At 68.1% G+C, this 14,617-nt stretch carries 17 protein-coding genes; 13 read left to right on the top strand and 4 right to left on the bottom strand.

Annotation, left to right across the window (positions count from 1 at the left end; genetic code table 11):
- Position 1 precedes the first annotated feature (1 nt).
- The 4 genes from VA613_RS08775 to VA613_RS08760 all read right to left on the bottom strand — a co-directional run bounded on the left by VA613_RS08775 (position 2) and on the right by VA613_RS08760 (position 3,983).
- Positions 2-1,114 carry a YeeE/YedE family protein gene (locus VA613_RS08775; protein ID WP_324778723.1) on the bottom strand — a complete coding sequence of 371 codons (1,113 nt, stop codon included), beginning with the start codon at positions 1,112-1,114 and terminating at the stop codon, positions 2-4.
- 166 nt (positions 1,115-1,280) lie between these two features.
- Positions 1,281-1,799, bottom strand: coding sequence for a hypothetical protein (locus VA613_RS08770; RefSeq protein ID WP_324778722.1), 519 nt, complete (start codon positions 1,797-1,799; stop codon positions 1,281-1,283).
- Positions 1,796-2,557 (bottom strand): DUF4197 domain-containing protein, encoded by a 762-nt coding sequence (locus tag VA613_RS08765; protein WP_324778721.1) that lies wholly within the window; start codon positions 2,555-2,557, stop codon positions 1,796-1,798. The genes VA613_RS08770 and VA613_RS08765 overlap by 4 nt, the downstream gene beginning before the upstream one ends.
- A gap of 25 nt (positions 2,558-2,582) precedes the next feature.
- On the bottom strand, positions 2,583-3,983 hold the full coding sequence (locus tag VA613_RS08760) for a PhoH family protein (RefSeq protein WP_324778720.1): 1,401 nt from the start codon (positions 3,981-3,983) through the stop codon (positions 2,583-2,585).
- Between the two features lie 175 nt (positions 3,984-4,158).
- Between VA613_RS08760 and VA613_RS08755 the strand changes: the two genes are divergently transcribed.
- From VA613_RS08755 to VA613_RS08695, 13 genes are all read left to right on the top strand, one after another.
- On the top strand, positions 4,159-4,557 hold the full coding sequence (locus VA613_RS08755; RefSeq protein WP_324778719.1) for an HIRAN domain-containing protein: 399 nt from the start codon (positions 4,159-4,161) through the stop codon (positions 4,555-4,557).
- 66 nt (positions 4,558-4,623) lie between these two features.
- On the top strand, positions 4,624-5,313 hold the full coding sequence (tsaB, locus tag VA613_RS08750) for a tRNA (adenosine(37)-N6)-threonylcarbamoyltransferase complex dimerization subunit type 1 TsaB (RefSeq protein WP_324778718.1): 690 nt from the start codon (positions 4,624-4,626) through the stop codon (positions 5,311-5,313).
- Complete coding sequence (rimI, locus tag VA613_RS08745) at positions 5,310-5,777, top strand: ribosomal protein S18-alanine N-acetyltransferase (protein ID WP_324778717.1); 468 nt, start codon at positions 5,310-5,312, stop codon at positions 5,775-5,777. Before tsaB ends, rimI begins: the two co-directional genes overlap by 4 nt.
- On the top strand, positions 5,771-6,433 hold the full coding sequence (locus tag VA613_RS08740) for a uracil-DNA glycosylase (RefSeq protein WP_324778716.1): 663 nt from the start codon (positions 5,771-5,773) through the stop codon (positions 6,431-6,433). Before rimI ends, VA613_RS08740 begins: the two co-directional genes overlap by 7 nt.
- Positions 6,434-6,448: 15 nt before the next feature.
- Positions 6,449-7,504: a class I SAM-dependent methyltransferase gene (locus tag VA613_RS08735; protein WP_324778715.1), complete on the top strand. Its 1,056-nt coding sequence runs from the start codon at positions 6,449-6,451 to the stop codon at positions 7,502-7,504.
- 10 nt (positions 7,505-7,514) lie between these two features.
- Positions 7,515-7,997 (top strand): metallophosphoesterase family protein, encoded by a 483-nt coding sequence (locus tag VA613_RS08730; protein WP_324778714.1) that lies wholly within the window; start codon positions 7,515-7,517, stop codon positions 7,995-7,997.
- 61 nt (positions 7,998-8,058) lie between these two features.
- Complete coding sequence (locus VA613_RS08725; RefSeq protein ID WP_324778713.1) at positions 8,059-8,676, top strand: LemA family protein; 618 nt, start codon at positions 8,059-8,061, stop codon at positions 8,674-8,676.
- Between the two features lie 6 nt (positions 8,677-8,682).
- Positions 8,683-9,534 (top strand): TPM domain-containing protein, encoded by an 852-nt coding sequence (locus VA613_RS08720; protein ID WP_324778712.1) that lies wholly within the window; start codon positions 8,683-8,685, stop codon positions 9,532-9,534.
- Positions 9,528-10,034, top strand: coding sequence for a TPM domain-containing protein (locus tag VA613_RS08715; RefSeq protein ID WP_324778711.1), 507 nt, complete (start codon positions 9,528-9,530; stop codon positions 10,032-10,034). The genes VA613_RS08720 and VA613_RS08715 overlap by 7 nt, the downstream gene beginning before the upstream one ends.
- Position 10,035: 1 nt before the next feature.
- Complete coding sequence (locus VA613_RS08710; RefSeq protein ID WP_324778710.1) at positions 10,036-10,467, top strand: NfeD family protein; 432 nt, start codon at positions 10,036-10,038, stop codon at positions 10,465-10,467.
- A complete protein-coding gene (locus tag VA613_RS08705) occupies positions 10,468-11,397 on the top strand; it encodes an SPFH domain-containing protein (RefSeq protein WP_324778709.1) in 930 nt (309 codons plus the stop codon).
- A gap of 112 nt (positions 11,398-11,509) precedes the next feature.
- Entirely contained in the window at positions 11,510-12,373 is an 864-nt protein-coding gene (locus tag VA613_RS08700; protein ID WP_324778708.1) for an alpha/beta hydrolase, read from the top strand.
- Positions 12,370-14,613 (top strand): putative bifunctional diguanylate cyclase/phosphodiesterase, encoded by a 2,244-nt coding sequence (locus tag VA613_RS08695; protein ID WP_324778707.1) that lies wholly within the window; start codon positions 12,370-12,372, stop codon positions 14,611-14,613. The genes VA613_RS08700 and VA613_RS08695 overlap by 4 nt, the downstream gene beginning before the upstream one ends.
- The last annotated feature ends 4 nt before the right edge of the window (positions 14,614-14,617 follow it).

Genomic DNA, 14,617 nt, shown 5'->3' with positions numbered 1-14,617 from the left:
GCTACCGTATCACGAATCGGGCGAGCAGGCGGCTGCCGGCCCAGGTGCCAGGCAACAGGCCCGCGAGGAACAGCAGGCTCTGCAGCGCAAGGATGGGCAGGCCGCCCCACAGATGCCAGAGATTGCACGAGGGAACCATGCGCGCGGCCAGCCCGATCAGCAGTCCGCCGGCGAGGGCGGAGACGAACTGGCGCGGCGGCAGCCGCCAGTGCAGGCGCCATTCGCCGAGCTGCATCGCCGACGCCATGGCGCCCCCGGCAATGCCGAGGATCAGCGGGTACTGGATGGCGCCGATGGCATCGAACCGGGGGCCGGGGCCGCCCTGGACGGCGTGGTCGGCGAAGGGTGGGGTGTAGTCCAGCGGCTGCAGCGCGAAATAGGCAAGGTGGCTGACATGGCCCGGCGCGAACAGCGCCTCGATATTCGCGCCGAGCTTGGTGTAGGCGGTCGTGATGCCCATGGGCATGCCGATCAGGACATAGGAGGCGAAGCCGAGCAGGGCGAGCACGACGGCCGCCCGCCACGGGGCGAGATGGCCGACGGCGAAGCCGGGCCGCTGCATCCGGCCGGCGCGGAATTCGCGCGCCAGCCAGGCGGCCCCGGCCAGCGCGATCGGAAGCAAGAGGGCGGACGGGGAGAGGCCGAGCCATTGCGGCACCGTGACGACGTCCCGGGCGAGGGCCGTGGCTCGGGCAAACGCACTCCACTGCGGATGGATTTCGGCGTAGGCGGCGGAGCCGGCCAGCATGCCGACGAAGGCCAGGCCGCTCGCGGCGCTGCCGCTCCCGAGCTTGTAGAGGGTGCCGGTGACGCAGCCGCCGGCCAGCACCATGCCGATGCCGAAAATGAAGCCGCCGATGGCATTGGCCAGCGAAGGCGTCCCGAGCAGCGGAAAGGGCTGCGCCGCGATCAGGCCGCTGAGGCGGCCGAACTCGAACAGGGCCATGCTGACGACGACGACCAGGACCATCTGGCGCATCAGGAAAAAGTCCCGGAACAGGAACATGTCGCGAAACGACGCCGTGACGCAGAAGTCGGCGCGATGCATGACGATCCCGGCGATGACGCCGATGACCAGCGAACTGGCGAGGATCAGCGGGTAGCCCGGATCCATGACAAGCGCCGCGGGCGCGGCCGGGTGCTCAAGCAGTCGATGACGGTGTTCATGAGGTCCCTCCGGGGCCAGGCATGGTGCCTGACGCCTTAACGGCCGTTTTCCCGGAAAAGTGTAGCCGTCCCTTCGCCGCGCCGCCAACGGCGTGGCGCGGGCGCGCTGCCGCTCAGCGCGGTGCCTGCCAGCAGTTGTTGCTGATCTGCCAGGTCATCGAGAGCTCCTCGCTGGCCGGGTAGAGCACGTACTTCACGCCCACGTAGTCCGAACCCTTGCGCCAGAACATGGCGAGCAGGTTCTTTTCGCCGCTGGCGATGACGCTGGAATAGGGGATGACCTGCAGCGGATTGCCGTACAGGTTCGCGTAATTGGACGCGATGACGACGAAGTGGCGGAAGCTCGGCTCGACTTCCTGCTCGAAGGCGACCAGCTTGTCGTTGCAGAACGAGAACAGGAAGCGGCGGCCGGCCGGGTTGGTCGGCAGGTCGTAGGCGAACAGGCCATCGTTGCCGGCCGCCACGACCTTGTCGAAATTCCAGGTGCCGAGCGACCGCTCGACTTCGGCGCGGCTCATGCCGTTGCGGAACTCGCCGACCTGCCAGGCCGGGGCGGGCAGGGCGAGCAGCAGGCCGCCCAGCAGGCTCAGCATGCGCCACGTCGCGCGCGGGCCGCGTCGGATGGCGCTCATTGGCCGCTGACGGCGCCGAAGACCTTCTTCAGCAGCGCGCTGCCGGCCTGCATGGGATTGGCGCGGAGCGCAGCTTCCTTCTCGCCGATCACGGTGTAGAGGCGGTCGAGCGCCTGCTGCGTGACGTACTGGTCCACGCTCGCTTCCTTCTTGTCGATCAGGTTGAATTGCGCGGCCGCGCCGGCGTACTGGTTGTACTGGCGCGCCAGGCCGACCTTGTCCGTGGTCGCCTTGACGATGGGGGCGAAGCGCTCGGTCAGCGTGCCCTCGGTCTTGCGGCGGAAGAAATCGGTCGCCGAGGTCTTGCCTCCGGTCAGAATGCCGCGGGCGTCCTCCAGCGTCATCTGCTTCACCGCGTCGACCAGCAGGGTCTTCGCCTGCGGCACCGCGGCTTCGGCGGCACGGTTCATCGACAGTACCAGTTCATCGGCCTGCTTGCCCATGCCGAGCAGGCGCATGGCCTTTTCGGCCTTCTGCAGGCTGGGCGGCAGCGGGATTTTCAGCTGAGGGTTGCCGAAGAAGCCGTCCTTCTGCCCGAGCTGGGCGACCGCGGTCTCGGCGCCGCGGGTCAGCGCCTCCTTCAGGCCGGCGTCGATCTCCTTCGTCGAGAGCGTGTCGACGCCGCTGGTCGCGGGCGCGCTGCGGGGCGGGGTGATCACGCCCTTCAGCACGTCACCCAGGTCGAAGGCATGGGCGGGCAGCGCGAGCGCGAGTCCCGCAGCCAGGATCAGCGCGCACTTTGCGACGGGAACGGCCATGGTGCGTCTCCTTCGGAAGTGGGAATCACAACACCTCTGCAGCATAGTCCGCCAGACGCGAACGTTCACCCCGCTGCAGCGTGACGTGGCCGTTGTGCGGCCAGCCCTTGAAGTGGTCGACCACGTAGGTGAGGCCGGAGCTGCCTTCGGTGAGATAGGGCGTGTCGATCTGCGAGATGTTGCCGAGGCAGACCACCTTGGTGCCGGGGCCGGCGCGCGTGATCAGCGTCTTCATCTGCTTGGGCGTCAGGTTCTGCGCCTCGTCGATGATGAGGAACTTGTTGAGGAAGGTGCGGCCGCGCATGAAGTTCAGCGACTTCACCTTGATCCGGCTGCGGATCAGGTCCTGCGTCGCCGCGCGTCCCCAGTCGCCGGCCTCGTCGTCGCTCTTGTTCAAGACGTCGAGGTTGTCCTCCAGCGCGCCCATCCACGGCGTCATCTTCTCCTCCTCGGTACCCGGCAGGAAGCCGATGTCCTCGCCCACCGGAACGGTGACGCGGGTCATGATGATCTCGTTGTAGAGCTTCTTGTCGAGGACCTGCGCGAGGCCGGCGGCCAGCGTCAGCAGGGTCTTGCCGGTGCCGGCCTGGCCGAGCAGGGTGACGAAGTCGATCTCGGGGTCCATCAGCACGTTGAGCGCGAAGTTCTGCTCGCGGTTGCGTGCCGTGATGCCCCATACGGCATTCTTGTGGTGGGTGTAGTCCTTGATCGTGACCATCTCGGCCGTGCGGCCCTCGACCTTCAGGACCTTCGCGTACAGCGGGGCGGCGCCTTCCTGGAAGACGAATTCGTTGGGCAGGAAGCTCGGCGCCTGCGGCCCCTTGACGCGATAGAAGGTGTGGCCGTTGGCCTGCCACGACTCCATGCCCTTGCCGTGCGTGTCCCAGAAGTCGGCAGGGAGCTCGCGCTGGCCGGCATACAGGAGGTCGGTGTCTTCGAGCACCTTGTCGTTGAAGTAGTCTTCCGCCGGCAGCCCGAGCGCGCGGGCCTTGATGCGCATGTTGATGTCCTTCGACACCATGATGACCTGGCGCTTCGGGTAGTGGCGCGACAGGAACAGGACCACGCCGAGGATCTGGTTGTCGACCTTGGAGGTCGGCAGGCTGAGCGGAATGTCGCCGCCGATGGCCTGCGTCTGCAGGAACAGGCGGCCGGTGGCGGCGTTGTGGCTGTGCGGCGCGAGCGGCACGCCTTCCTCGATGTTGTCGAGCTGGCTGACGATTTCGTCGATGAAGCGGCTCGCCTGGCGGGCGTTGCGCGAGACCTCGGTCATGCCCTTCTTGTGCTGGTCGAGCTCCTCCAGCGTTGCGATCGGCACGTAGACGTCGTGCTCCTCGAAGCGGTACAGGCTGGTGGGGTCGTGCATCAGCACGTTGGTATCCAGGACGAACAGCTTGGTCTGGGCGGCAGCTTTCTTTCTCGGCATGGCGTGATCGCGGTGGCGGATGAGGACGGCTTCATCCTACCTCAAGCGGAAGCCGGCTTGTCCACCGCGAAGGGCAAACAAAAAAATCCTCGGGCACCCCTTCCGGTAGCGCGGACCGGACGGCGGATTTCTCAGTAGAATGACCGATTGTTGCCCGGGAACCGGAATGCTCCGAATGCTTCATCGCATGGTGGCGCTGTGCCTGTCCGCGCTGTGGGCGACGCCCATTCACGCGCAGGTCGCCGCGCACATCCTGCTGCAGGATTCGCCGCTGGCGGGGTTCCAGTATCACGCCGGCAGGACGCTCTGGCCGCAGCTGCGCGAGGGCGACGTGCTCACGCTGGTGCGCGAGCCGCACAATCCGCACGACCCCAAGGCCGTGCGCGTGGAGTGGCACGGACAGCAGATCGGCTACGTGCCGCGCCGCGAGAATGCCGACGTGGCGCGCCTGCTGGACCGCGGCGAAGTGCTCGAGGCACGCATCGTGCGCCTGAGCGAGGGGCGCGATCCGTGGTCGCGGGTCCGTTTCGAAATTCTCGTTCCGGTCGACCCGATCCCTCGGCCCCCGCGTTGAGCACGTCGCCGGCCCCATGGCCGGAATCCGAGCGGAACCTGCGGCACAACCGGTAAAATCGCAACGATGAAGCTCCTTGTTCTCGATACCTCGACCGAATGGTGCTCGGCCGCGCTCTGGCTGGACGGACGCATCGTCGCTCGCCGCGTGCTGGCCGAGCAGCGGCACAGCAGCCTGCTGCTGCCGATGGTCGACGAGCTGTTGCATGAGACGGGAACCGGACTGCGCCAGCTCGACGGGATCGGCTACGGCGCGGGCCCCGGCTCGTTCACCGGCCTGCGCATCGCGTGCGCGGTGACGCAAGGCCTCGCATTCGGCGCCGACCTGCCGGTGGTCGCCGTATCCACGCTGATGTCGATCGCCGAGCAGGCCGGGGCCGAGCGCGTGCTGACGGTGCTCGATGCGCGCATGGCCGAGGTCTACTGGGCGGGCTACGAGCGTGGCGCCGACGGCTGGCGAACGGTCGTCGAGCCCGCACTGGCGCTGCCGGAGACGGTCGCGGTGCCTGTCGGCGGCGACTGGGTCGGCGCCGGGAACGGCTTCCGCGCGCTGGGGGATGCCCTGCGGCCGCGCCTGGCGGCGCAGCTGCTCCGCATCGACGATGCCCTGGTGCCCGACGCCGCCGCAATGGCGCCGCTCGCGGCCCGTTCTTTCGAGCGCGGCGAAGGCGTCGACGCCGCGCTCGCGGCGCCGGTCTACCTGCGCGACAAGGTGGCGCTGACGGTGGACGAGCGGCGTGCGAGGCAGCCGGCATGAGTGCCGTCTTCGAGATCGAGCATCGGCTGCGGCCGATGGCGGAGGCGGACCTGCCGCGCATCCACCGCATCGAGCTGGCGAGCTACGAGTATCCCTGGAGCCAGGGCAATTTCGCGGACTCGCTGCAGGCCGGCTACAGCATGTGGGTGCGCGAGGCCGGAGGCGAGATCATCGGCTACTACGTGATGATGGCGGCGGCGGGCGAGGCCCACCTGCTCAACTTGACCATCGCGCCGAGCTGGCGCCGTCACGGCCTCGGGCGCGACCTGCTCGAGCACTGCCTGGCGCGGGCGTGCGACCACAAGGCCAGCAGCATGTTCCTCGAAGTGCGGATATCGAATGACGCGGCGATCGGGCTGTACCACGGCAGCGGCTTCGTCGATCTGGCGGTGCGCCGTGGCTACTATCCTGCGCGCGGCGGGCGCGAGGATGCGCTGATCATGAAGAAGGAGCTGGCGTGCTGAGCCGCGACGACGTCTTCGGCGAACTCGGCATCGGGCCGGTGTGGCGGCTGCGCGCCGCGCCGGCGGCGCCCACTCCGGACGCCAGGCCGCTGCTGGACTGGGACCAGCTCGCCGACGCCGTCGCGCACTGCACGAAGTGCAAGCTTTACGCGACGCGCACGCAGGGCGTGCTCGGCGTCGGTGACCGCGATGCCGACTGGCTGATCCTGGGCGAGGCGCCGGGCGCCGACGAGGATCGCCAGGGCGAGCCCTTCGTCGGCCAGGCGGGCAAGCTGCTCGACGCCATGCTGGCGTCCATCGGCCTGCGGCGCGGCCAGAACGTCTACATTGCGAACGTGCTGAAATCCCGCCCGCCGGGCAACCGCAATCCGGAGCCTGACGAGATCGCCGCCTGCATGCCTTATCTTCTGAACCAGATCGCACTGATCCGTCCGAAGATCATCGTCGCGCTCGGACGCTTCGCCGCGCAGACGCTGCTGCAGACCGACGAGGCGATCGGGCGCCTGCGCGGGCGCGTGCACTGCTTTCAGGGCATCCCCCTGGTCGTGACCTATCATCCTGCCTACCTGCTGCGCAATCTGCCCGACAAGGCGCGCGCGTGGGAAGACCTCTGCCTGGCGCGCCGTACCTACGCCTCCCTGACAACCGAATCCTGACTTCCGAAATCCGCAATGAAACTCCTGCATTCCGCGCTGCGCTTCCGCGTCAACTACTTCTCCGACCTCGGCCGCCACCAGGTGGTGATCTGGATGCCGGGCGACACGCCGCCGGTCGACGCACAGATGGACGTGGGCCCGAAGATCGAGCACGAGGTGCCGAACGAGGTCTTCCGCAGCGACATCGCGCCGCTCAGGATGGGGCGCTTCTATCCGTCGCAGCTCCTGCACGCCGACGACGCGCCCGGACCGATGTTCCGCGTGATGAAGGTCGGCGAAGCCAGCTTCGTCGCCAACTTCAGTCATCCGCTGCAGGGCCGCATCTTCAGCATCGACAGCGGCAAGAGCGACATCTCGACGGAGCCGGTGGGCACGGTCGGCCAGCTCCTGGAATGGAGCGGCATGGAAACGCAGATGCAGACGCCGACCGACTTCGAAGGCACCGATTCGTTCAGCCGCGAGGACGAGCTTCCCGACACCCAGTTCTACTCGGTCGCGCGCAAGGTCACCCACGTCGACGCCGTGTGCGCGCGCCGCATCCAGGCCCTGTATCGCACGGTGCTGCCCGAGAACGCGCGGGTGCTCGACCTGATGGCGGGCTGGCGCTCGCATCTGCCCGACACAGTCAATTCGGCAGTGGGGCTGGGGCTCAATGCCGAGGAGCTGGAGGACAATCCGCAGCTCGCCGAGCGCATCGTGAAGGACATCAACGCGGATCCGGTGCTGCCGTTTGCCGACGCGAGCTTCGACGCGGTGGTGTGCACGGTGTCGTTCGAGTACCTGACGCAGCCGCACAAGATCGTCGCCGAGGCGAGGCGCGTGCTGCGGCCGGGCGGCATGTTCGTGGTCACGCTGTCGCACCGCTATTTCCCGCCCAAGGTGATCAAGCTGTGGACCGAGCTGCACCCGATGGAACGCATGGCCTGGGTCGGCATGCTGATCAAGAAGGCGGGTTTCCGGAAGGTGGAAACCTACGTCGAGCGCGGGCTCAAGCGGCCCAGGGACGACCGCTATGCCGACCGCCTGCCCGAGTCGGACCCGTTGTTCGCGACCTGGGGCGTGGCGCCCTGAGCCGAGCGCCATGGCGCGCGCGCCGATCGGACTGATTTCCGACACCCACGGCCTCCTGCGGCCCGAAGCCGCCGCGGCGCTTGCCGACTGCGCACGCATCATCCACGCCGGAGACATCGGCTCGCGCAGCGGCGCGCCGCGCGACGTGCTCGACGCGCTGGCGCGGATCGCGCCGCTGACCGTGGTGCGGGGCAACAACGATCGCGCGGCCTGGGCCGCCGCCATTCCCTGTACGGCCGACATCGAATTCGACGGCGTGCGCATCCATGTCCTGCACATCCTCGGCGAGCTCGCGATCGATCCCGCCGCGGCCGGCGTGAACGTGGTCGTGTCGGGGCATTCGCACCGCCCCCACATCGAGACCCGCGACGGCGTGCTGTTCGTCAACCCGGGCAGCGCGGGGCCGCGCCGCTTCAGGCTGCCGGTCAGCGTCGCCCGCCTGTGGATCGAAGACGGCCGCGTCGAGGCGGAGCCGGTTACACTGTTGCGGTAAGGCCCCAGGGCGGTTCAGGCAAATGCGGGGCCGCATCACTCACCCGAACGAGGAGCGTGACATGCTGAAATGGTTGGTGATGGCGTTCATGGCGCTGGCCCTGTCGGGCTGCGGCTACAACACGCTGCAGCAGACGGACGAGGACATCAAGGCGAGCTGGGCCGAGGTGCTGAACCAGTACCAGCGCCGCGCGGATCTGGTGCCGAACCTGGTCAACGTGGTGAAGGGCTACGCCGCCCACGAGAAGGACGTGCTGACGAGCGTCACCGAGGCGCGCGCCCGGGTCGGCGCGATCCAGGCGACGCCCGAGCTGATCAACGACGCGGCGGCGTTCCAGAAGTTCATTGCCGCGCAGGGCGAACTCACCGGGGCGATCTCCCGCCTGCTCGCGGTGTCGGAGAACTATCCCCAGCTGAAGGCGGACGGCCTGTTCCGCGACCTCCAGGCCCAGCTCGAGGGTACCGAGAACCGCATCACGGTCGCGCGCAACCGCTACATCGCGGCGGTGAAGACGTACAACGTCACCGTGCGTTCGTTCCCGTCCAACCTGACGGCGATGGTGTTCGGCTTCAAGGTCAAGCCGACCTTCACGCTGGAAAACGAGAAGGCGATCGCCGCGCCGCCAAAGGTCGATTTCGGCACGCCGGCGCCGGCCGCCCCGTCGGGTTCCGCACGCTGACCCGGCTTGCCTAGGCTCCCGCCCCGGGCGCGCGCGCTGCTCGGCTTCTTCCTGTGGCTGTTTCTGCTGCCTGCCTGGGCGCAGGTCGCGGTGCCGGTGCTCGCGCGCCATGTGACGGACCAGACGGCCACCCTGAGTGCGACCCAGATCGACGCGCTCGAAGCCGAACTGAGCGCGTTCGAGGCCAGGAAGGGGAGCCAGATCGCGATCCTCATCGTTCCCACCACGCAGCCGGAGGACATCGCCCAGTTCGGCATCCGGGTGGCCGACGCCTGGAAGATCGGACGCAGGAAGATCGACGACGGCGTGATCCTGATCGTGGCAAAGAACGACCGCACGCTGCGTCTGGAAGTCGGCTACGGCCTGGAGGGCGCGATCCCCGACGCGATCGCCAAGCGGGTGATCGCCGAGACCATCACGCCGCATTTCCGGGCGGGGGATTTCTACGGCGGCATCGAGGCGGGCGTGCAGCAGTTGATGCGGCTGATCGAGGGCGAGGCGCTGCCGGCGCCTGCGCCGGCTGACAGCGGCAACGGCGGCGACGACAGCGGATTCGTCCTGCTGGTGGTCGGGGGCTTGATCGCGGGCTGGCTGCTTTCCCTGCTGATGAGCCGGCCGGTCGCCGGCGGCGTCGCGGCCCTCGGCAGCGGCGTCGTGGGCGCCTTCCTGCTGGGGCTTACGCCACTGCTGCTATTCATCGCCGTGTTCGTGTTCGTCGGCGTGGCGGGCGGGGCGCGCCGCGGCGGCGGCTGGTCGAGCGGGGGCGGTTCGTGGGGGGGCGGCGGGTTCGGCGGAGGTGGCTCCTGGGGCGGTGGCGGAGGCGGCTTCGGCGGCGGAGGCGCATCGGGCTCATGGTGAATCCCAGGCGCGTGTTCAGGCATCTGTTCAGGCCGCCGTGGGCGTGGCGGCGCGCGTTTCCGCGCGCGACGCTCGACGCGATCGAGGCGGCGATCCGCGCGTCGGAAAAGCATCATGGCGGCGAGATCCGCTTCGCCATCGAGAACAGCCTGCCCCTGAGCCTCGCGCTCAGGGGCATGAGCGGGCGCGAGCGGGCGATCCACATGTTCTCCAGCCTGCGCGTGTGGGACACCGCGCACAACAGCGGCGTGCTGGTCTATCTGCTGCTCGCCGACCGCGATATCGAGATCGTCGCGGACCGCGGCATTGCCGCACGGGTGGAGGCGTCTGCCTGGGAAGGCGTGGCGCGGGCGATGGAAGCGCATTTCCGGCGGGGCGAGTTCGCGCACGGCGCGCTGGAGGGCATCGGCCAGATCAGCGCCCTGCTGGCGGCACATTTTCCGCCGTCCGGCCATAATGTCGACGAGCTGCCGGATCGTCCGGTGATCGTGGGGAGATGACATGCAGGCATACATGGGGTGGTGGATCCTGGCTGCCGTGCTGGTCGGCATAGAACTGACCAGCGGCACCTTCTATCTGCTCGTCTACGGCATCGCGGCGGCAGCGGCGGGCGTCGCGGCATGGTTCGGCGCCGGCACCGTCGCGCAGCTGCTGACGGCCGCGGTGATCGCCGTGGCCGGCACGCTGGCGCTGCGCCGCTGGCGGCGCAGCACGGAGCATCCGGAGGCGAGCGTGCAGGACATGGACATCGGCCAGGCGGTGCGCGTCGAATCCTGGCAGGCTGGCCGCGGGCAGGTGATCTATCGCGGCGCGTTGTGGGACGCCGAGGCCGAGTCGGCCGGCGTCGACGGCGCACGTCCGCTGGTCATTCGCGCCGTCAGAGGCAACACCCTGATACTCGGTAACGCATTCCAACAGGAGGAGAAAAATTAGATGGACGTCGTCGCACTGGTCATCCTCATCGTCATTGCCATCGTCGTCGCCAAGGGCGTCCGCGTGGTGCCGCAGCAGAACGCCTGGGTCGTCGAACGCCTCGGCAAGTTCCACGCGGTCCTGGTGCCGGGTCTCAACCTGGTCATCCCGTTCATCGACAACGTCGCGTACAAGCATTCGCTGAAGGAGATCCCGCTCGACGTGCCGAGCCAGGTCTGCATCACGCGCGACAACACGCAGCTGGCGGTCGACGGCATCCTGTACTTCCAGGTGACGGACCCGAAGATGGCGTCGTACGGGTCAAGCGACTACATCTCCGCGATTTCGCAGCTGGCGCAGACCACGCTGCGCTCGCTGATCGGGCGCATGGAGATGGACCGCACCTTCGAGGAGCGCGAGGAGATCAACCGCGGCGTGGTGATGGCGCTGAACGAGGCCTCGACGAACTGGGGCGTCAAGGTGCTGCGCTACGAGATCAAGGACCTGACCCCGCCGAAGGACATCCTGCTCGCCATGCAGCGGCAGATCACCGCCGAGCGCGAGAAGCGCGCGCTGATCGCCTCATCCGAAGGTCGCATGCAGGAACAGATCAACCTCGCCACCGGCGAGCGCGAAGCCGCCATCCAGCAGTCCGAGGGCGAGAAGCAGGCTGCCATCAACCGCGCGCTGGGCGAGGCGGAAGCCATCAAGGCCATCGCCGTGGCCAACGCCGAGGCCATCGCCCGCGTGGCGATCGCGATCGAAAAGCCGGGCGGCGTGCAGGCGGTGAACCTCAAGGTGGCGGAGAAGTACGTCGAGGCCTTCTCCGGCATCGCCAAGACCGGCAACACGCTGATCGTCCCGTCGAACATGGCCGATCTCAGTTCGCTGATCGCGGGGGCGATGAGCGTGGTGAAAGCGCAGGGCGGCGCGGGCACGGAGCCTGCCTGAGGACGGGCCATCCTGCCGCAAGGGCAGGGGTGGTAGGGATGTGCCATGCGGCTTGCCGTTCCGCGGCCGATTGTCTGTGACGATCCGAAATCCTGCCTGCCGCGCAGAATCCATGAGCCGACTGCCTGCTTTGCCCCTGATCGCCCTCGTCTGGGCACTCTCCATGCCTGCGGCGCAGGCCAGCCTCGGCAGCGTCGTCGAGGCCAGCCTGCCGTCCGGCAAGCTCGCCAGCGCCGACTTCCAGGCGGGCAGGCGCGACCGGCCTGCCGTGCTGGTGCTGCACGGATTCATGCAGACCCGCACGTTTCCGACCATCGAGAGCATCACCGGGGCGCTGTCCTCGGCGGGCTATACGGTGCTGGCGCCGACGCTGTCCCTGGGGATTTCCCGGCGCAATCGCAGCCTCGCATGCGAAGCGCTCCACCTCCATACGCTGGATGACGATGTGGCCGAAGTCGGATACTGGGTGAACTGGCTGGTCCGCAAGGGCTATCCGCGCATCGTCCTCGTCGGCCACAGCTTCGGCAATCTCCAGCTGCTCGCTTATCTCGGACGCGCGCCGTCGCCGGCGGTGAAGCGGCTGCTGATGGTCAGCCTCACCGACGTCGAAGTGAAGCAGGACGCGCGGCAGCGTGCCGCGCAGGCGAGGGCGCTGAAGGCGCGCGTTGCGCGCAACGACGCTTCGCTGGCCGAGGTCGAACTCGGGTATTGCCGGAAATACGTCGGCCCGCCCGCGGCACTGCTCTCCTATATGACGTTCAGCCGGCGGACCGTGCTCGATGCATTGGCGAAGGCGCCGGTTCCCGCCACCGCGATCATGGGGGGCAAGGACGAGCGCATGGGGCCGGACTGGGTCGATGCGCTGACCGCGCGGGGCATCGACGTCCGCGTCGTCCCCGGGGCGACGCATTTCTTCGACAACCAGTACGAATTCGACCTGCAGGACGCCGTGCTGCGAGCCATGGCAGAGCAATGAGCGTGGTCTCGACGCTGCGGCGTGCATTGCGTTTGCCCCGCCCGATCGCCCGGTACGCATTGCTGCTGCTGTGCGTGCTGGTGGCAGCCCTGGGCGCGCTGGCGATCTTCGTCTTCCACGACGTCTCCAGGCTCAAGGAACAGATTGCGCTGTCCGACCAGCGGCTGGCGCGCCAGGAACTGGCCGAGATGCTCGCGCGGCTGGACGGCGAGGCGAAGGGCGCCGCAGAGGCCTTGATGCAGTGGGACGAGGCGCGGCAGCAGCTGGAGAACCCGGCCTACTACGCATACTGGCGCAGCGCCCGGGCGCTCTCCGCGGGGATGCTGCCCGACACGCTCGACGCCGTCGACCTCTATGACGCCAGCGGACGCAAGCTGCCGGCGTCCAGCGCAGGGGAGGCCGTCATGCCGGGGTCGATCGACCCCGGCAACCTGCAGCCGTTCCTCGGGCACGAGTACGGCCACGACCATCTTTACTTCTTCTATCCGTTCTACCAGGATGCCGGACGCACCCGCCTCATCGGCTATGCCGGATTCAAGTTCGATCTCCTGCGTCACATCGCGCAGCAGCGCAAGTTTCGCTACCTCGATCTGGCGAGCATCCGCGTGGCGGCACGCGAGGGCGAGCGCATCCCGCTGCATGCCGTCGCCACGTCCCTGCAGTTCCGGTCCGTTCCCAACCCGGAAACGCGTGCGCTGGCGGGACTCGTCGCACGCTCGTTCTACGAAATCGGTGCCGTCATCGCGGTCATTTCGCTGATCGGCTACCTGGCGCTGGTATCCGTCGTCACCAAGCCGCTGCGGCGCCTGGCCGATCACATCGAGGCGATGGGCCACGGCCACGGCGAGATGCTCGACGAGTCCTACCGCGGGGTGGTGGCCGTGGCCGAACTCGAAAAGGTGCGCCAGTCGCTCAACGACTACCAGCGTCAGCTCGACGACATGCACGTCAGCCTGGAGGGCAAGAACCAGGAACTGTGGACGCTGGCGCATCGGGATCCACTGACCGGCATCTTCAACCGCCGCGCCTTCGACGACGACTGGAACGCCGGGCGCCGGGCGCAGCATGGCGCGGGCGTTGAGGTTGCCTTCCTGCTGTTCGACTGCGACCACTTCAAGGCCATCAACGATACCTACGGCCACCAGGCGGGCGACCAGGTGCTGCAGGGACTGGCGCAGTCGCTGCACGGTGCGCTGCGCACCGGCGACCGCCTCTATCGCCTGGGCGGAGACGAGTTCGCCACGGTGCTGTTCGATACCGACGTCGAGCGTGCCCGCCAGGTGGCGGAGCGCTGCGTCGAGCAGGTCAGGCATCACGACTTCGCGCTTTACGGCGTCAAGGAGCCGGTGCGCATCAGCGTCGGCATCGCCCATCTGGCCGATGCCGCGGACGATGCGCTCAAGCTGCTGCACCGTCAGGCCGATCTCGCCATGTACTATGCGAAGCGTCCGGGGCAGGGCAAGATCGCGGTCTATACGCCGGAGATGGGCGCCGGCCAGGACGCGCTGGTGTCCAACGCCGAGACCAGCGCGATCTACGAGGCGATGGCCGATCCCGACCGGCTGGAAATGCACTACCAGCCGGTGCTGTCGCTGCAGACCTCGCGGATCGAGTACTACGAGGCGCTGGTGCGCATCCGCGGCGGATACGGCCTCATCATGCCGGGCAGCATCTTCCCGGTGGTCGAATTGCGCGGCCTCGAGACCGAGTTCGACCTGGCGGTTCTGGAACGTGTGCGGCGCGACCTCGAGGGCGGGCGCATTCCCGCCGGCGCGGGGGTGTCCCTCAACGTGTCCGGCCCGGGCATCGTCAACGCCCGCGTCAACGACAAGCTGATGCAGTATGCGCCCTTGCTGTCCGCCTACAAGCTGGTGCTGGAAGTGACGGAAACGTCGCTCATCACCCAGATCGCCCAGGCGTCCGCCAACCTCAACCGGCTGCGCAAGGAGGGCTTCACCATCGCGCTCGACGATTTCGGCAGCGGCTATTCCTCGCTGCGCTACCTTGCGAGCATGCCGGTCGACCTGGTGAAATTCGATATCTCGATGGTACGCAGTCTGGAGGAAAGCGGGCGGCAGGCCCTCTTCGTCGAGGACCTCGCGCGCATGATCAAGGACGCGGGCTACCGGCTGGTGGCCGAGGGCATCGAAACGGAAGCCCTGCTGCAGCGGGTGACCACGCTCGGCTTCTCGCATGCCCAGGGGTTCCATATCGGCCGCCCCGCGCCGCTGCCGGCCTGAGCGG

This window comes from Thiobacillus sp. SCUT-2 (assembly GCF_035621355.1).
Taxonomy (GTDB): Bacteria; Pseudomonadota; Gammaproteobacteria; order Burkholderiales; family Thiobacillaceae; genus Thiobacillus; species Thiobacillus sedimenti.
This window is presented reverse-complemented; position numbering and strand designations above follow the sequence as displayed.